Annotated in this window: 14 protein-coding genes and 1 pseudogene; 7 read left to right on the plus strand and 8 right to left on the minus strand. The window is 41.9% G+C overall.

The genetic code is table 11. The features are described 5' to 3' along the window. The first annotated feature begins 706 nt into the window (after nt 1-706). The gene (locus CXF81_RS02015; protein WP_101179629.1) at nt 707-1,147 is read left to right on the plus strand and encodes a hypothetical protein; all 441 of its coding nucleotides are present in this window, start codon (nt 707-709) and stop codon (nt 1,145-1,147) included. Nucleotides 1,148-1,155: 8 nt separating this feature from the next. On the opposite strand, the gene CXF81_RS19760 is transcribed toward CXF81_RS02015, so the two are convergent. After that, on the minus strand, nt 1,156-1,464 hold the full coding sequence (locus CXF81_RS19760) for a hypothetical protein (RefSeq protein ID WP_157825476.1): 309 nt from the start codon (nt 1,462-1,464) through the stop codon (nt 1,156-1,158). Here CXF81_RS19760 and CXF81_RS02020 point away from each other — a divergent pair. Continuing rightward, on the plus strand, nt 1,463-1,723 hold the full coding sequence (locus CXF81_RS02020) for a TetR family transcriptional regulator C-terminal domain-containing protein (protein ID WP_157825477.1): 261 nt from the start codon (nt 1,463-1,465) through the stop codon (nt 1,721-1,723). The two genes, CXF81_RS19760 and CXF81_RS02020, sit on opposite strands and share 2 nt — an antisense overlap. Here CXF81_RS02020 and CXF81_RS02025 read toward each other — a convergent pair. The 7 genes and pseudogenes from CXF81_RS02025 to katG form a co-directional block, all read right to left on the minus strand. Then, nucleotides 1,716-3,011 carry an ATP-binding protein gene (locus CXF81_RS02025; RefSeq protein ID WP_101179633.1) on the minus strand — a complete coding sequence of 432 codons (1,296 nt, stop codon included), beginning with the start codon at nt 3,009-3,011 and terminating at the stop codon, nt 1,716-1,718. The genes CXF81_RS02020 and CXF81_RS02025 overlap by 8 nt on opposite strands. A gap of 14 nt (nt 3,012-3,025) precedes the next feature. Continuing rightward, nucleotides 3,026-3,754 carry a response regulator gene (locus tag CXF81_RS20000; RefSeq protein WP_198556293.1) on the minus strand — a complete coding sequence of 243 codons (729 nt, stop codon included), beginning with the start codon at nt 3,752-3,754 and terminating at the stop codon, nt 3,026-3,028. Nucleotides 3,755-3,769: 15 nt separating this feature from the next. Beyond that, the gene (locus CXF81_RS20005) at nt 3,770-4,180 is read right to left on the minus strand and encodes a DUF3019 domain-containing protein (protein WP_198556294.1); all 411 of its coding nucleotides are present in this window, start codon (nt 4,178-4,180) and stop codon (nt 3,770-3,772) included. Between the two features lie 12 nt (nt 4,181-4,192). Further along, nucleotides 4,193-5,059 carry a MipA/OmpV family protein gene (locus tag CXF81_RS02035; RefSeq protein WP_101179635.1) on the minus strand — a complete coding sequence of 289 codons (867 nt, stop codon included), beginning with the start codon at nt 5,057-5,059 and terminating at the stop codon, nt 4,193-4,195. Nucleotides 5,060-5,480: 421 nt separating this feature from the next. Further along, nucleotides 5,481-6,832: pseudogene (locus tag CXF81_RS02040) on the minus strand (transposase); the annotation flags it as partial. A gap of 425 nt (nt 6,833-7,257) precedes the next feature. Beyond that, nucleotides 7,258-7,533, minus strand: a complete 276-nt coding sequence (locus CXF81_RS02045; protein WP_101179637.1) for a DUF2845 domain-containing protein — start codon at nt 7,531-7,533, stop codon at nt 7,258-7,260. Between the two features lie 1,180 nt (nt 7,534-8,713). Then, complete coding sequence (gene katG / locus CXF81_RS02050) at nt 8,714-10,981, minus strand: catalase/peroxidase HPI (protein WP_101179639.1); 2,268 nt, start codon at nt 10,979-10,981, stop codon at nt 8,714-8,716. A gap of 805 nt (nt 10,982-11,786) precedes the next feature. Here katG and CXF81_RS02060 point away from each other — a divergent pair. The 5 genes from CXF81_RS02060 (at nt 11,787) to CXF81_RS02080 (ending at nt 16,562) form a co-directional block, all read left to right on the plus strand. After that, nucleotides 11,787-12,851, plus strand: coding sequence for an ice-binding family protein (locus CXF81_RS02060; protein WP_101179641.1), 1,065 nt, complete (start codon nt 11,787-11,789; stop codon nt 12,849-12,851). A 549-nt stretch (nt 12,852-13,400) separates the two neighbouring features. Further along, nucleotides 13,401-14,171: a potassium channel family protein gene (locus CXF81_RS02065; protein ID WP_232771745.1), complete on the plus strand. Its 771-nt coding sequence runs from the start codon at nt 13,401-13,403 to the stop codon at nt 14,169-14,171. A gap of 241 nt (nt 14,172-14,412) precedes the next feature. Continuing rightward, nucleotides 14,413-14,772, plus strand: coding sequence for a hypothetical protein (locus CXF81_RS02070; RefSeq protein WP_101179645.1), 360 nt, complete (start codon nt 14,413-14,415; stop codon nt 14,770-14,772). A gap of 72 nt (nt 14,773-14,844) precedes the next feature. Beyond that, nucleotides 14,845-15,453 carry a hypothetical protein gene (locus CXF81_RS02075; RefSeq protein ID WP_101179647.1) on the plus strand — a complete coding sequence of 203 codons (609 nt, stop codon included), beginning with the start codon at nt 14,845-14,847 and terminating at the stop codon, nt 15,451-15,453. Beyond that, entirely contained in the window at nt 15,450-16,562 is a 1,113-nt protein-coding gene (locus CXF81_RS02080) for an efflux RND transporter periplasmic adaptor subunit (protein WP_101179649.1), read from the plus strand. The genes CXF81_RS02075 and CXF81_RS02080 overlap by 4 nt, the downstream gene beginning before the upstream one ends. Nucleotide 16,563: the final 1 nt, after the last annotated feature.

Genomic DNA, 16,563 nt, shown 5'->3' on the forward strand with positions numbered 1-16,563 from the left:
AAAGCTGCGCCCATAAAATTTCCCGTTATGTGGGGTGTTATGTTTTGGAAGATTTAAATATATGAATTTAAGTATGGTAAAGATACTTACTTTGATATTTGTAAGTGCCATTTTAGTGTCATTCATTTTCATCTCAAATGAGGCAAGAAAAGAAATTTACTACCTTTGCGGCAACTTCAATAAAGGTGTTTCATACTTAAGCGTGACGAGGCAATTAGATACTATCAGTCTCTCGCGTTATAAAATTCAAGACCTAGGCATTAATAAGCAAATTGTGCATAGCAGCAATCTTAACTTTCATTTCTTTAAATGCACCATTAGATTCGATATAAATGGAAAGGTAATCGCTGCGGTTTATACCTAGCTAATAAAGCTAGCAATGTTGCAAGCTCGTTCTTTCAAGGGTCACGCTCATCTGTTTTTAGTAAGTTATTTTCGGGTTCGCGAGCATTCGTTGTTTGGTTCTTGCTGGTCAACATCAGTTGTTGTTTTAAATTCGAACAAGTATTATTTTACCAAAATGGATAACGTAAGGAGACATGGATTGTTTTATCAAAACCGCAATGATTTCGGGCAACATAACAATCACATCAACTCACTCGCCGCGCTCGCTGGGAAAATTTTATGGTCGCATTTCGCGTTGCTCAAAAGCTGCGCCCATAAAATTTCCCGTTATGTGGGGTGTTATGTTTCAAGGTAGGTTCAGTTGACTTTTACAACTAGTATTGAAAATTTAATGATACCTGACTATTACTCTAAATCTTTGGAAGTAACAGGGGCGATTGAATTGGTCTTGATGAAAAGTAAGTCTTTGGGCCGTCATGTTTTAGTAGTCAAATCACTTGATGAAATTTTGGATTTATCGGCTGAAATAGCAATAGTCAGAAATGAAGTGAGCAAACTAACAAATGCTTTTTGGATCTTTAGAGAGGTTGGAGCATACATTGTGTTTCGAGTTAATCAGCTACCTGAATTAAAACCTACCGATATTAAAGTAGATAGAACAGGCTTCCATGCTGTAATAGTTCAAGGAGTTCATTTTGTCTCAGCTTCTGGGCAGCATTTGTACAATCATACAAAGTGGTTAAATCATACTTTTGGTGGCGGAGCTGGCATCGCACAAAGGATCGAGTCAATTGAAACATAACAAAAACATTAACCGGACACAGACAAGAGCAGCCAGCGCCGGTTATGTAGGGTGTTAATGTCTGCTATAGAGCGTAGCCCTATCAGAAACCGAATATCCCCAATGACAACTGATCGCTCTAAGGAGACTAAATCTTCGAAAATAGCTACGTCGCCTAACTGCCCATTGGCGTCATACAAGTAACATAAGGTATGGTTTTTTGAGCGTTTCGCCCAATCTATAACATTAGTCTTGGAAAAATTAGTTGAATTATGGTTACTTTTCCTAACCAACACATCGATGAAATTAGATTGTATTTCATGCAGTGCACCCAGCATGATTGACCGAGCTCCTCAAATCAAAGAGGCCCACGACTCTTCGAATCGGGCATTTAGAGTGTATCTCGAAAAGAATTTTTCTGAATTAGATCTGATTCGGTCTGTTTTGCCTTCTCCGCGAATGGCTGCCGTTGGCTTGACTGCGATCATGGATGGTTTGTGGCTAGAGTGGTGTTTATCTAGTAAAACCTTTAGCGCTGATGAAGCTATTTCATTATGTGAACAATGGGTTGATGCTGCTTGGAAGCATCCTAGCTAATAGGAAGTTCAGCGATAAACTTAGCGCCCGATAGTTCTGAAGATTTGCAAAGCTTAATACTGCCATTATGCCAATCTAGAATGCGTTTCACTATTGCTAAGCCAAAACCATGACCTTTGTTACTGTTATTTGGGCCTCGCACAAATGGCTTGAGCAAGTCAGTGTGCAAGCTCTCATCAATTCCATCGCCATTATCAGAAATCGATATTGTTGCCATTTTATCCTGCTTCGTTAATTTTACGCACACAATGCCATTTCCATAAGCAATTGCGTTGTGCAGCAAATTATTTACGACCATCCTTATATAGCTCGCATCAGCAAGGACATAAAGCGTTTCTAGCGGGTTTTCATAACGTATTTCTAAGCTTTTTTCTACGTTTTCTTGTTGCACATTGCTAATGCAATTTGTTATCAACTCATCAAGATCAAGCGCTTTTTTCTCCATCGATAGCATATTTTGATCAAGGCGTGCATAGCGCAACAAAGTTTCAACTAAAGCGGTCATTTCGGCCACATTGTCACTTATTTTTTGCTCGTAAATACGACGTGTTTCGGGCTTGTCTTCCTCTCTTAGTGTATCAATTCCAAATTGAATTCTGGCCAGTGGGGTACGTAAATCATGGGATACAGCGCTACCCAATAACTTTACATCGGTAACTAAGTCGTCAATGCGTTGCGCCATATGATTAAATTCATGTTCTATTTCACGAATATACGAAGTCGCAGAAACTTCAATACGCTGGGTTAAATCTCCCTCGCCGAATGACTTTGCAGCCTTCCTTAGTCTGATAAGTCGTATTATCAGAGGGTATACCCACAGCAACATTAAAACTGTAAGCGCCGCATAGAACAGCAATGTAAAAAGGTAATTAGTGTTGTCTTCAGTGGGGGCAATATTTTCAATTGGCGTTTTAAGTGTGAATATTTGCTCAGTGGAGGCCAAAAAATAGTGAAACGTTAAATATTCGGCACTTTCCAACAGCAAAGGCTCACCCTGTTGAAGTTGACCTAACAAACCCGCAGGTAAGGGAAGTTCAGTAATATCAATTAAGCCAACTTGGTATTCGTTATCGGACTGCTGCCAATGTTCAATAAACGCCGTTTTATTGGATATTTGTTCAAGTGAAGAAGCTACGCCGTTGCCTAGCTGCTCCATTAACTTTAGTTTATCAACATCTCGGGTTTGCTGTTCTGTATGATATTGTTCATAGGCAATGTCAACCAACCAGCCTACGCCAAACGTTGCCGATATTGCCATCAAAATTAATGAGTAAGTGAGTACTCGCATATGATTAATTACCCCTACCAAGCGTCTTTAACAAACAAGTATCCTTTTCCCCAAATCGTTTTTATTCGCGTTGACTTAGAAGACGTATCACCCAATTTCTTTCGAAGTCGTGATATTTTTAAGTCAATTGAACGATTAAACCCGTCATAATCAAATCCTCTTAATTCTTTAATTAAGTCATTTCGAGAAACGATTTGGCCAGCTTGTTTAGCCAAAATCCACAAAAGGTCAAACTCACTGGTTGTTACTGGAATATTTTCTCCTCGTAAAGTCACAATCATAGTTTGTTTGTCTATTTCCAAACGGCTAAATGTCAGCTGTTTAACAACATCAACTATATCGTTTACCCTACCGGATGGATTAGACGCGTGTTGCTGGCGTTCCAAATGCTTGCGAATCCTAGTTAGCAAAGCTCGGGCTCTTACAGGCTTTGTGAGGTATTCATCAGCCCCCATTTCTAGCCCAAGCACTTCGTCAATTTCCTCATCTCTAGCAGTTACCATAATAATCGTGTTAGTAAATTCTGGGCGAACAACTTTACATACATCAATACCGTCTATGCCAGGGAGCATGCCATCTAAGATAACGATATCAGGATTATGGCTTTGAATATGAACAACGGCATCTTCACCATTGTGCATAACAGCTACAGAAAATGCTTTATTAAGCAAATATTCCTGCATCCATTGTGCTAATTCAATGTCATCCTCGACGATAAGAATGTTAGGTTTTGTTTCTTCCATTGTTTCGATTTTCTCCTAGAACATTCGCCATGTTGAATGTGAGCGATTGTTTTTCTTGTAGACCCAAGCCATCTCCAATTTAGCTGAACCAAGAATGATTTTGCTATTTTGCGGCTTTAAAGAAAATACGACATTATCTTTTGCAACAATTTCGCGAGCAAAATCACCTACACGCTTTCCTTGCCAGCATTGTAGTGACGATTCTTGCTGAGATGAAAATAAACAGTAATTGCCTTGCTCTTGAAGCGACCACGTAATTTCAATGTCAACATAACAAAGACTACCCTGATTCAAAGCTATGCATTGTTTTGGGCTAATGCTTATTACCCCTTCAGTTTCTGAGGCGCTAGCATTTATCGACAATATAGAGATAACAAACACAATGAATATGTTTAGGCTTTTCGTTGCTTTAGAGTGAACTTTCATATTTCACCCCTACTAAAACACATAACTAAACAAAATACCGACTTCGGTTTTTGCTTCATTACGCCCAGGTAATTGACTAGTCGCTCTAATGATAGGGCTATCAGTAATACTGTCCGCAAAATCTGTATATCTAACATAACTTTCAAAAAGTATGTTTTCGCTAATGGGATAACTCGCGCTCACTTGCGCAGTAACATCAAAACCACTAGTAGCATCATAACTTGGACCTCCCGCGTTTTGCAGGGCTGCACTGGGTTCGAAATAGTGTTCGAGTATTTCTTCTGAGCGATACTCTATTCCCGTTGTCGCATTTATTCCCCAATTTTTGAGCTGCCATGAATGACCCATCCACAAAGAGGCATAAACACCATCATCATAATCATTATTTAGTAACACGGGTGCCACTAGAAACTGCACGTTTGTGTTGCCAAAATTGCCTGTTGCTCGCAAGCCCAGCATTTCGCTGGCGCCGCTTTTATCAATGACTGTAAATGGCTCTAAAATGCCTTCATCATCAACAAAATTGGCAATTATTTCGGTACTTCCAAATGCTTGAATAGTCGTAAGATCAAAATTCCAATGTGTTGTGTTATAAAAATTATAACCAATGTTTAGACCCTCTTGACGTTCATTTGCACCATAGGATGCTTCAACAAACAAGCCATTTTCCATTTGATAACGACCCACTAAAAACATCGCTAAGCCATTCCGTTCGTCTTTATATGGATTTTGATCAAACTTGTAACCAAGTCCAACTTTTAGAAAGCCTCCACTAAGGTCTTCCTGATTTTGTTCCGTCTCGGCCCAAAGTTGTGAGGAATTAAATGCTAATAAACTGAGCGTTAAAATAGTAATTACTTTTCTTTCTGACTTCTTCATGTTCCACCCTTGTTAGTTGTTAAGTATTAGTTCACGAAGAAATGATAGAGAAGTTGATAGTAAATAGACGTAACACTGTTGGTCAATATGTACCAATTTGTATCCTTAATGAATTAGATGGGAATGAAGGCAAATGTAAATCCAGTATTTGAGATCTAGTATGTCGTGTTTGCAGAAAGTATTTACAGAGCTTATTTTTATAGTGGTCTGATTTTTTTAGGCCGCCAGATTAACACTACTCCTACTTTTTATTGATGGCAACAACCAGCCAATAAGGAGTATAAGAAGAATAAACAGTATACCTGATCTATTCAACAGGGCTTGATTTTGTTGGGTTCAGGGTCATTTAACTGACTTTTGGAACAGGTCGACGGATGAAAAAGTCAGGATTTAATAGCGTTAGGTATGGGTTTTATCCGGTAATGTCTATGTTGAAGACACGCCTGAGGCGTTGGGCAGTCCCTGCTAGCCAACTCATGCTCCTAGCGTGATAAGGCTTATCAGATTGGCTGTGTTCTTTATTGACTCGTTTAGGGCTGTTTTCTCTCTCGCTGTGAAGCAGACGTTGTGAAGCCGTAACCTGTGCTCTAAGGTTACTGTTGGGCGCGAATACGCCGAAGAACCTTGTAAGGTTGAGTCTAGGTGGTGGAATTAGTGCGGCTAGTTTGCCAATAAAATCGATTGGCGAGAAGAATATATGGCACGCCGGTTACCGGTTGTGCCATCTCTATAAGGCGTCTTCAATTCATATAGTACTTGCCCGTGTTGGGTCATGCTTAAACGCTGCTCGCTGATAGCGGGACGACTGATGTATCGGCAAAGTCTTTCTAGCTTGTCTGGCTCAAGGGCATTGGCGAACACTCCAGCATGTAAGGAGAAACCGGAAGTGTTGGCTAACTGACCGTATTCACCGTCGCTACTGGCAGGTAGGGTTTGCAATGTAAATACCTTTTGTCCTTGTTGTGGTCCTAAAGCTATGCGGTAACTGACTGAAGCGCCTTGTAGTTGCAGCAAACTATCTTCGTCATCGATAGGTAGATTTAGGTAGGTGTTATCCATGTCGCGAACCACGAGACCTGCTTTTTCTAAATACCTGGCGATGCGATGGCTGATGGTGTGAACCAGCGTTACCATGTCGTCATGCGAAGGGGCCTTGATGCGGGTAAAGGTTGTGCCACCCCAAGGGTTTTCACTAATCGCTCCTTCTAAAAACAGCATGTGAAAGTGGATATTTAGATTCAGTGCGCTACCGAATCGCTGAATGAGGGTGACAGCACCCGTTTTTGCTTGTTTGTTAGAAAATCCAGCGCATCCCACAATGTGAGTGGAAATGGCACGGTGAATGATAGACATGACTTTACTTAATTCAGTAGGATATCGGGCTAGTAACAAGCGAAGTGGGATGGGTAAGCTCAATACCCACTGGCGAATAGGGTAGCCGTGTAGTACATCATCGACCAACAAAGCGGCACTTTCAGCCATTCTTCTAGCTCCGCAACTGGGGCAAAACCCCCTGCGCTTGCAGCTAAAGGTAACCAGTTTCTCATGCTTACAGTCACCGCATACTACCCGTATAAAACCATGTTCAAGACGACCACAACGCAAAAAATCATTAAACTCTCGTTCTACATACTTGGGTAAGTATTTTCCTTGCTCGGCTAAGTTTGCTGTAAATTCAGGGTAGTATCGTTCGACCAATTGATAAAGTAGCGTGGTTTCAGGGCGGTGCCGTTTGTACTTTTGTTCTTGATGTATTGCCAGCACTGCCTTCATCCTTGAATAGTGACATTCAAGGGTTTCAAACAAGCGTTTAGAAAACGACTGAACAATCGGCCTGATTTTCGATGCAGTATCTCCGTATCAAACTGAAATGTCCGCTCCAGGGAGTGACAATTCGAAAATCCAATATGACCGCTTATCGCTGGCTTTGCAGTCATTTCCAGCAAAAGTTTAACGACAGGTAACTGCCCTTTTTTGCCTGATTAGGTAAGATCATCATATTGTATATTTTGTCAAATCATAACGGGCTTGAATACGTCATAAGCCGACTGTCACTGCTTTTTAGCCAATTGGCGCTTTGTGCCAAAAGCGGACGTTCTTAGCGCCTCACATAAACGACGCTAGGTGCTTTTGCCTGTGTCCGGTTCATAGTTTATTCTGTGCCTCGAATTCGAAGAGACAAAAGTTTATGTGATTTTTTATTTGATAGTTCCCATATGTACCACTTTTCCATTGCTAAATGAGATAATGTAATCCTTACGCTTGATTGTGTAGAGTAAATCCTCACTTTTAACCATATTATCGCCAGAAGTAACATCCGTATATTTGGGTTGACCGCAATATGAAATCACTTCTAATTTGCTTGTACCAGATGTAACCCATCCGCCTTTGCACTTAATATTGCTTACCCGATTAGTGTCTTGAGCAAAAGCAGTAAGACTAAATAATATAAAAAGTACTCCGAAATAACGCATAATAAAAATTCCTCTTTTTACCAATATATTAATAGAGTTTAAACCACCTAATTCAGTTTTGCTTAACCAACTGTGTCATAACAGTCTATTAATGTGACCACTTCACTTGAAAGGTCACATGCCTTACAAGCTAGATTACCTTTAAAAAGCAGAAAATCCAATGTCTGCAATTCGCTTACACTATCAAAATATTGTCTAAATTTTTCGTATATATTTACAGAGCCAACGGCGGTTTTTAGGCTCACACGAGTCGATCAATCTAGCCCAGCTCAACTTACGGCAATTGTCAATTTCCAGTCAAACAGCGACGATGAAAATCAACCAAAGCTTAGGTCAGCTATAAGGCAATTTTTGTCTTTAACCAAATTCACTCAACGTCTCCTATGCGAGATCGCGTTCCAGTCACGTTCTATTCAATCGTATAACTATAATTCGCTCTTAACGAAAGTAGTCACTAAAAACAAGTACAGCGGCTAACTGTCCATCGCCGTCTGTCGAGGAACATCCTTATGCGTCCGCTATGTCTAATAGTGCAGATCATGAAATGTCGGAAATTGGCACAAGTTGCTTAGATGCTTTCTTGGCATCGACCATTTGAACTCGCACCGTATTCAAGACCATCGCTTTCTTTTCGATGCATTGTATTTACACAGCGTTAGGTGCTTCATGGTCCGTGTAACCTTGATCGACAACTAATTGTGCTGTTTTTAATTTACATTCTGGACTAAATGTCCGTCTTATTTTTTTGCTCATCTTTGGCTCCTAATATTGCTATGCTGCTAGCATAAAAATCTCTTGTTAGGTGGCTAAATTAACTATGCCACTACAATATACTCTTGCATTTTGGCATTAATGCGCAATAAGCGTTGCTCACAAAAGCCTTAATTAGTGCCAAAAGAAGACGTTGGTTTTTGCACGGGTGTTGTGTATGTGCCATTCTCGCTGACAGATACAGCATAGGCCGTTAGGAACAAGCTGAATAAAACTACTAAGATTTTTTCATTGTTGCTTTATTATCGTTATTTAACGGGTTGGATTGGAACGTTGGCTGCTGGATTAAGAACTAATGGAATTAAAATAAAAAAATGCTGCAACCATAATAAATGATGCAGCATTTTGACTGTCAAAAAACTAATCAAGCTGTCAATACAAACGTAGTAGAAAGCCGTAATCAGTTTTACTATCTATCAGCGTTCATGACTTTTACCCAAGCGGCAACGAAGTCGTTTACAAACTTCTGTTTGGACGTATCAAAGGCATACACTTCTGAAACGGCACGTAGTTCAGAGTTTGAACCAAAGATTAAATCGACCGAGGTTGCTGTCCACTTTGCTTCCCCTGTACTGCGATCAAGACCTTTGTAAACACCGTCTTCCTCAGATTTCTGCCAAACTGTCGACATATCTAACAAATTGACAAAGAAGTCATTGCTTAATGTTCCAGGTTTAGACGTTAACACGCCATGCTTTGAGCCCGCGTAGTTTGCATCTAATGCACGTAGTCCACCGATTAATACTGTCATTTCAGGCACTGAAAGGTCAAGCTGATCTGCTTTATCAACTAACATTTCTGTAGGCGACTTATAACTTTCTTTTACGTCAAAGTAGTTACGAAAGCCGTCAGCGCTAAGTTCTAACAATGAAAATGAATTAACACCCGTTTGTTCTTGTGTCGCATCTCCACGTCCAAGATTAAAAGGGACTTGTATTTCATGCCCTGCAGCTTTAGCCGCTTGTTCAATTGCAGCAGCTCCACCCAGCACAATCAAGTCAGCTAATGATACTTTGTCGCTATTAAACCAACCACCATTGGCGTCGCTTTGAATGCCTTTAAGAACACTTAGCACCTTCTCTACTTCCGCTGGATTGTTTACGGCCCAATCCTTTTGCGGAGATAAAGCGATACGAGCACCGTCTGCACCGCCACGCATATCCGTGTCACGATAGCTTGCAGCAGAAGCCCAAGCTGTTCTAACTAATTCTTGAACAGTGAGGCCTGAATCAAGTATTTTAGATTTCAGCTTAGCAACGTCCTTATTATCAATGGTCGACATCGTATCGTCTGAAATAGGGTCTTGCCAAATTTGAATATCTTCAGGCACTTCACTACCTAAAAAGTTTCTTCTCGGGCCCATATCCCTGTGTGTTAGCTTATACCAGGCTTTTGCAAAGGCGAGTTGATACTCTTTTGGATCGGCTAAGAAACGCTCAGCAATCTTTCTGTACTCAGGGTCAAACTTAAACGCTAGGTCTGCAGTCGTCATTACAGGCGGATTAAACTTATCTTTTACATGCGCATCCGGAACTATCTTGTGCAACGACTCGTCGGTAGGTATCCACTGAATTGCACCTGCAGGACTGCGTGTTTGTTTCCACTCAAAATTTAGAAGATTGCTAAGGTATAACGAAGACCAGCGTGTTGGTGCCTGTGTCCACGCACCTTCTAAACCACTGGAGATAGTGTCTTCAGAATGTCCTTTGCCACATTTATTTTTCCAGCCTAACCCTTGTTCTTCAACACCAGCTGCAGCTGGCTCAGGACCTAAGCAATCGGCAGGTTTATGTGCCCCGTGCATTTTGCCAAAAGTGTGTCCACCAGCAGTTAACGCCAATGTTTCTTCATCGTTCATTGCCATACGAGCGAATGTGGTACGGATGTTTTTAGCTGAACCAATAGGATCAGGCACCCCTTTTGGGCCTTCTGGGTTTACGTAAATTATACCCATATGAGTCGCCCCTAATGGACGTTGAAGTTTGCCGTCGCGGTCTTCACGATCACTTGCTAGCATTTCGAGTTCTGGACCCCAATAAACTAAGTCCGGCTCCCAATCGTCTGCACGACCACCAGCAAATCCATAGGTTTCGAAACCCATATTTTCTAACGCAACATTACCAGTTAGCACTATTAAGTCTGACCAGGAAAGCGATTCACCGTACTTCATTTTGATCGGCCAAAGTAATCTTTTTGCTTTGTCTAGGTTAGCGTTATCCGGCCAGCTGTTTAATGGTTCAAAGCGTTGCTGAGCGCCAGCAGAACCACCGCGGCCGTCTAACGTGCGGTAAGTCCCTGTGCTATGCCACGTCATGCGAATAAATAAGGGGCCATAGTTACCAAAGTCGGAAGGCCACCAATCTTGTGAAGTGGTTAACAAAGAGTCTATGTCTTTCTTGACTGCAGCGAGATTTAGTTTACTAAAAGCCTCACCGTAATTAAAATCTGACCCGTATGGATTTGAGCGCGTGTCGTGGTCACGCAGAGCGGACAGGTTGAGTTGTTCAGGCCACCAAAACTGATTTGTTTTTGCTTCATATGCTTTAGTTACACCCGAACCAATTGCACCTTTGGGTTTACTTATTTCGGCAGTTTGCGCCAACACAGCGCAGGACATAAACAATAGACTGATAGCCCCTGCAATGCCTGTAGTCGAAAATAATTTTGTTTTATTCATATTCCATATCCTTAGTTCAACAAAAAAGCGAAGTGCGAACGGCGTAGACATCTCACATAATTTTTTATTATCAACGTGATGCTTGCCGGCTGCTATTACGAACGTACTCGTATGGGAAAAACTATAGACCTAAAATGTTAAAAGCAGCACTAAATAAAATCGATTGATATAATCGGAAAATGTGTGGAGGGTTATTTTATACACAACCAGATAGCGTCATAAACAAATTAGCTCCTGCTGCTTTGTTTATGTATTTCAGATAGACCCGTGGTTCATACGAGCAATCCATGCTCGCCCTGAACTCGGGGCACACGATACCAAGTATCACCTAATCGTCCACGGTTCTTTTTTAGACGTTTGCAGTATCGTTGACCAGATTTCTGACACTCGTTTCTGGAACCGCTTGTTAACTTGACAGCACCCCACTTTATCCTGTGACCTTTCATTCCGGTTTTTGCAAATTGCAAATTTATCACTATTGGATTCTCATTTTTTATATAACGGTTGAGCAAGTTTAAAAAAAAGAGAGTCATCAAATTGGCCGAGCGAACTTGTTAGGCCTCATAAACATTGGGATAACAAGCCGCATTGCCGCTAAATTTCTTATCAAACCAGCTCAAAGTAAAGATGGCATGATAATTGGAATAACAAATTAACTCTTAGTAAATGAGGTTTATAAGGAAGTATTCTAAAGCCATTCGCTTCAAGTTTATTTTTTATTTACCCTCAAATGAATTAAGGGATAGTGACGTTAGGGCTTAATTAAGCTCTGAGCAAGATAACTTACTTAAAATGAAGGTGTATTATGAAACGGATAAATATATTACTAATCACCACGATGTTTTCTTTTGTGTCTAGCGTACACGCAGGTTTTATACCCTTAGATTTGTTAGATACAGAGCTAAATGACAAGTCGACCTATGCTGCTCTATATGTAACTTTGGGCGCACGGTCAACTCTTGGTGGCAATATGCAGGGCTTCGCGCCAATTACGACCGGCGTAAACTCAGTGGTCGGGGGCAATGTCTCGGCAGGAACAGCGGTGACATCTGGTGCGGGCTCAAGCATTGGTGGCTATATTCAGGCTGGAACCACCGCCATCACTGGCGTGGGTGCAAGCGTCGGTGGGAGTATTTTTAGCGGAACCACCGCTGGGACTGGTGCCAATTCAAGTGTCGGTGGCGATATTGAAGCTGGAGGGCTCTATTCGGCAGGCTTTGGCGCTTTAGTGAGCGGCAACATTAATGATCAGCTTGCGCTCGTGCCAGGGTATATTGCACCCGCCGTTATAAATCAGAAAGCTCAACTTGACATTGTGCAAGCAACGCTGGACCAGTTGGGAGTAACAGAGGGATCAACAAATCTCGACATCACATTCGGTTTAGTCAACGAGACGCTCTTTGCTGGTGTCTATGATAGTTTAAATTATCTGACCATAAGGGCCGGTAAAACCCTAACCCTCGACGGTCTGGGTGTAGACGGCGATTTTCTTTTCAACATCCATAACTACCTGGACTTTGCTGCAGGCTCAAAAGTAGAGCTGATTAATTTTACCGATAACAGTAATGTTGTCTGGAATGTAATTGGCGATGCGGTTGGCTCATCTGGCTATATGCAAGCTGCTGCAGATGTCAGCATAAGAGGTTTCATTTTTGCGCACGGCTATGTGAATACAGGTGACCGTACGACGTTAAATGGTGTAGGTAATTCATGTGGTGGCGCTTTTTCAGTGAATGACTACGTCTTATTTGGGGCAGACAACATAGTAGGCGGGTTGGGTTGCGATACGGATGTCAAGGTTCCTGAACCCGGAACGGCTATATTGCTGTTTGGTTTAGCGGGCTTGTTATTTTCCCGATACAGAAAATAATTTTATTCGGCCTGTCATCCAGCCCTGTAACTACCCATCGTTCCCAAGGAGTTATACCGTCATCAAACATAGCGACTCTTTTGAAAAAATGGGGCAGAGTCTGAGGGATCCCCACGAATATTCAAGCATCAAAATTGCCAGCAATCATAGTTCTGAGTTTTGAAACGCTTGTCTACGAAGCTCGCAAACCTACATAGCGAAACGATAATATTCGCTTTGTCTTAACTGTGTTCGTTTGATAACGACGATGTAAACCTGCCGTGAAGATGGCTAAGCCTATAATGTTAGCCAGAATACAGGCAAGCGCGACACCTGTTATGAGCGAATTATATTTATGTGACTGAATAAAACGTGACTGGAACTCACATTGTGAGCCGAGCAGGCTTTTCCAATAAACAGGCTAAAACGGGGGCTGTTAACCTAATTCAACGTTTCGGCAGCGCCCTCAACCCACTCTAAAAGCCAGCTGTGACAAAAGGCAGTGTATGTTGTTTATTCATCTTATACTCGTATACTGTCTCCAGAAATTAAAATACAGCAATGGCGACTATGGACCTGAAAAAAACACTCAAGACGCTCTATACCGGTCGCAGTCATCGCGCTACCGGCTTCCGATATGGTCTGATCAGCTTCGACGTTATGTCCATATTATTTTTTGTGATGACCGCGGCGATACCGTTGGGGCCTGCCATTCTGTTGACGGATATCCTGATTGGTCTGGTGATACTGGCGGATTTTTCGGCACGGCTATGGATCGCGCCGAACCGCTGGCATATGCTACGGCAAATCTATACCATCGCCGACATCATCGTCATCTTTTCACTGATCTTTGCCCCATTAATCAATGAGAGCTTCGCTTTCCTGCGCGTGCTGCGCACCCTGCGATTGCTTTATTCTTATCACGTGATCCGCGAATTGCGCAGCGAAAATGTTTTTTTCCGTACGCATGAAACGATTATCCTCGGCATCGTCAACCTGATGGTGTTTATATTTGTGATGACCGCGCTGGTCTTCGCATTACAACACAATTCAAATCCGCTGATTGTCACGTATATCGATGCGCTATATTTCACGGTATCTACGTTGACCACCACAGGCTTTGGTGATGTTACGCTGCCCGGCACTCAAGGTAAGTTATTATCGGTCTTTATAATGGTGATCGGCGTGGCGTTATTCCTGCGTCTGGTCACAGCAATATTTCGCCCTGCTAAGGTCAGGTATATCTGTCCGGAATGCGGCCTGAACCAGCATGAACCCGACGCCGTGCACTGTAAACATTGCGGCGAATCCCTGAAGATCGAGACAGAAGGTTCGCAATGAACAGGTGCGATGAATTCGATTATTATGATCCAACGTAACACTAGAAAGGGGACACACATGCACAAACAACGCCGCGCTTAGGGAAAGATTCAAAAGATTTCATTAATCAGTCACTGCTATCAGAATTATCTAATTCAACACTAAAATATCGAAGTAATAAAGCAATCGCTGATATAAAAAAATTGTTGAAACCAATAAAATTTGATATCTTCTTTTTACTAAGTTCTACATAAGCGGCATAATGCTTAAGAATCTTGTTTCTATTATTTTGTTAATCTGTATCACTGCGCAATCTCCTTTGGTTGCGGCGTTAAGTGTGCATGATACGCATCACAACGGTAACACTACGGTTCATGATTACTTTCATGATGTTGGACAGCCGCACGAGCACAATGATATAGACGCTGAAAAATTTGAAATCAGTTATTCACAAGAGGCATTAGAGCACAACAACTCCTATCACGATGACGGAGTTGTAGGCATTTTCCTTTTCGCACCCACAGGCATTTCAAACATGCTGCCCGAAGCAAACTTAGATAATCTAGTCACTTGGTGGGCTTCACTATTTCTTAAATATACGACACCCCCCCCAAAAATATAAATCCTAAATTTTAACAAGTGCCTTCTTCTTGCGGGCCTTTTTTGTTGTGTTTAAATATTGGATTAAAATCTCATGGTATATCGTTATTTTGCCTCTCTCGTGTTTTTCGCGAGAGCGCCCTTGTTGACTCTTTTGGCATCACTCTTATTAATGCTTTCTCTATCAGTTCAGTCATCACCTGGTGCCCATGGCCCTAATGGCGAGCATCTTGATATGGAGAAAAGCAATCAACCCACCCTAAGACCGAAGTTTGAAACGTTCACCGAATCTTTTGAATTATCAGGTGAAGTATTTAGCAACGAACTTATTATCTATTTACATGATTTTAAAACCAATACACCTATTCAATTTGCCAGCATAGATTTAGACGTCGGTGCTTTGGCTGCTAGCGCTACTTATGATGAGGCTGAAAACCGTTATATCGTCAACGATGATAAATTTATCAATGCGCTTAATGTCAGTGGTGAGCACGAAGTGATTGCGACTGTTTTGACTGAAGACAGTGGCGATTTACTGGTGGCAAACTTTGTAATGCCTGAGGCGAATACTCAGTCAGGTTATGCCGAGCATTCGCACGATGAAGCGCATCATCATTTTCCTTGGTGGGCGCTTGGTTTATCAATTGTCGTTTTTGCGATTGGCTTTTTCCTTGGGCATAAAAATAAAGGAGTGAAATCATGAGAGCACTCCTTCTGCTACTTACCTGTTTTTGGACTTGGTCTGCCATTGCATCTCCAGGTGCCCATGGGCCAAATGGTGAGCATATTACCGACACCGATAGTAAGTTAACTGCGGGTTTGGGGAGACAAGCTGATGGCTCTGTGCTAATGCCGATGCAAAACCAGGATCTCTTAGGTATTAAAACGCAATTCGTGACTAAGCAAAGTGTGAAAGGCAATATCACTTTAGCCGGTGTTGTCCACGCTCACCCTGAAGGCCAAGCAATCGTTCAACCGAGCAGCGATGGTCGTTTTGAAGCATCAGACTCGGGCGTCCTTGCCACAGGTGAAAAGGTGTCAGCGGGTCAAATACTTGGCTATGTAAGGTATAAAGATACCGCCTTTGAATTAGCTAGCCAAACGAACCAATTATTGACGGTAAGAAGTCAGATCGTGCAGGTTAAACGGGATGTTAAGCGTTTGCGTGATCTTGGTGAGTTAGCATCAAAACAAGCCTTAGAACAACTAGAAACGAGTCTAAAAATTCTCGTTCAACAAGAAGATATTTTACAACAAGGTTTAGAGAAACCTGAGCCACTTATTGCACCTATATCTGGCATATTAATCAATCACCAAGCAAGACGCGGTCGCTGGGTGGAGGCTGGAACGACGTTGTTTGAGGTTGTAGCATCAAATTTACGTCATATCGAAGCGTTAACCAATGACTCGTCTATTTTAACGCAACTTAACACCGCTAAAATTAGGCAGTTTCCTGAGCTTGATCTGCGCTATCACGGTTATGCGCCTCAACTCAACGCGGGCATGGTGACCGTACATTTTGCCTTAGAAACCCGCTCTGATTCTGCATCATTGTTGTTCATTGGCCAACCGGTTACTGTGTTCGCCGAGCTTAATAACACGGTCGAAGGTATTCTGTTATCAAGCGATGCCATTGTGACTAACAGTGCTAACTTGCCCATTGTGTGGATAAAAGTGTCTGCCGAACGTTTTTTACCCCAAATTGTGCAGTATCGGGAGATTTCTCCAAGCAAAGTATTAATTACACAAGGCTTAGGTTCAGATAATCGGGTTGTTATCGCCGGTACGTCTTTACTCAACCAAGTGCGTTAGG

Source organism: Glaciecola sp. 33A (assembly GCF_002836745.1).
In the GTDB taxonomy this organism is placed as follows: Bacteria; Pseudomonadota; Gammaproteobacteria; order Enterobacterales; family Alteromonadaceae; genus Glaciecola.

Bases quoted from the DNA above. Each gene is read 5' to 3' on its own strand.
- CXF81_RS02020 (WP_157825477.1), top strand. From the start codon at position 1,463: ATGATTGACCGAGCTCCTCAAATCAAAGAGGCCCACGACTCTTCGAAT.
- CXF81_RS19760 (WP_157825476.1), bottom strand. From the start codon at position 1,464: ATGCTGGGTGCACTGCATGAAATACAATCTAATTTCATCGATGTGTTG.
- CXF81_RS02025 (WP_101179633.1), bottom strand. From the start codon at position 3,011: ATGCGAGTACTCACTTACTCATTAATTTTGATGGCAATATCGGCAACG.
- CXF81_RS20000 (WP_198556293.1), bottom strand. From the start codon at position 3,754: ATGGAAGAAACAAAACCTAACATTCTTATCGTCGAGGATGACATTGAA.
- CXF81_RS20005 (WP_198556294.1), bottom strand. From the start codon at position 4,180: ATGAAAGTTCACTCTAAAGCAACGAAAAGCCTAAACATATTCATTGTG.
- CXF81_RS02035 (WP_101179635.1), bottom strand. From the start codon at position 5,059: ATGAAGAAGTCAGAAAGAAAAGTAATTACTATTTTAACGCTCAGTTTA.
- CXF81_RS02045 (WP_101179637.1), bottom strand. From the start codon at position 7,533: ATGCGTTATTTCGGAGTACTTTTTATATTATTTAGTCTTACTGCTTTT.
- katG (WP_101179639.1), bottom strand. From the start codon at position 10,981: ATGAATAAAACAAAATTATTTTCGACTACAGGCATTGCAGGGGCTATC.
- CXF81_RS02060 (WP_101179641.1), top strand. From the start codon at position 11,787: ATGAAACGGATAAATATATTACTAATCACCACGATGTTTTCTTTTGTG.
- CXF81_RS02065 (WP_232771745.1), top strand. From the start codon at position 13,401: ATGGACCTGAAAAAAACACTCAAGACGCTCTATACCGGTCGCAGTCAT.
- CXF81_RS02070 (WP_101179645.1), top strand. From the start codon at position 14,413: ATGCTTAAGAATCTTGTTTCTATTATTTTGTTAATCTGTATCACTGCG.
- CXF81_RS02075 (WP_101179647.1), top strand. From the start codon at position 14,845: ATGGTATATCGTTATTTTGCCTCTCTCGTGTTTTTCGCGAGAGCGCCC.
- CXF81_RS02080 (WP_101179649.1), top strand. From the start codon at position 15,450: ATGAGAGCACTCCTTCTGCTACTTACCTGTTTTTGGACTTGGTCTGCC.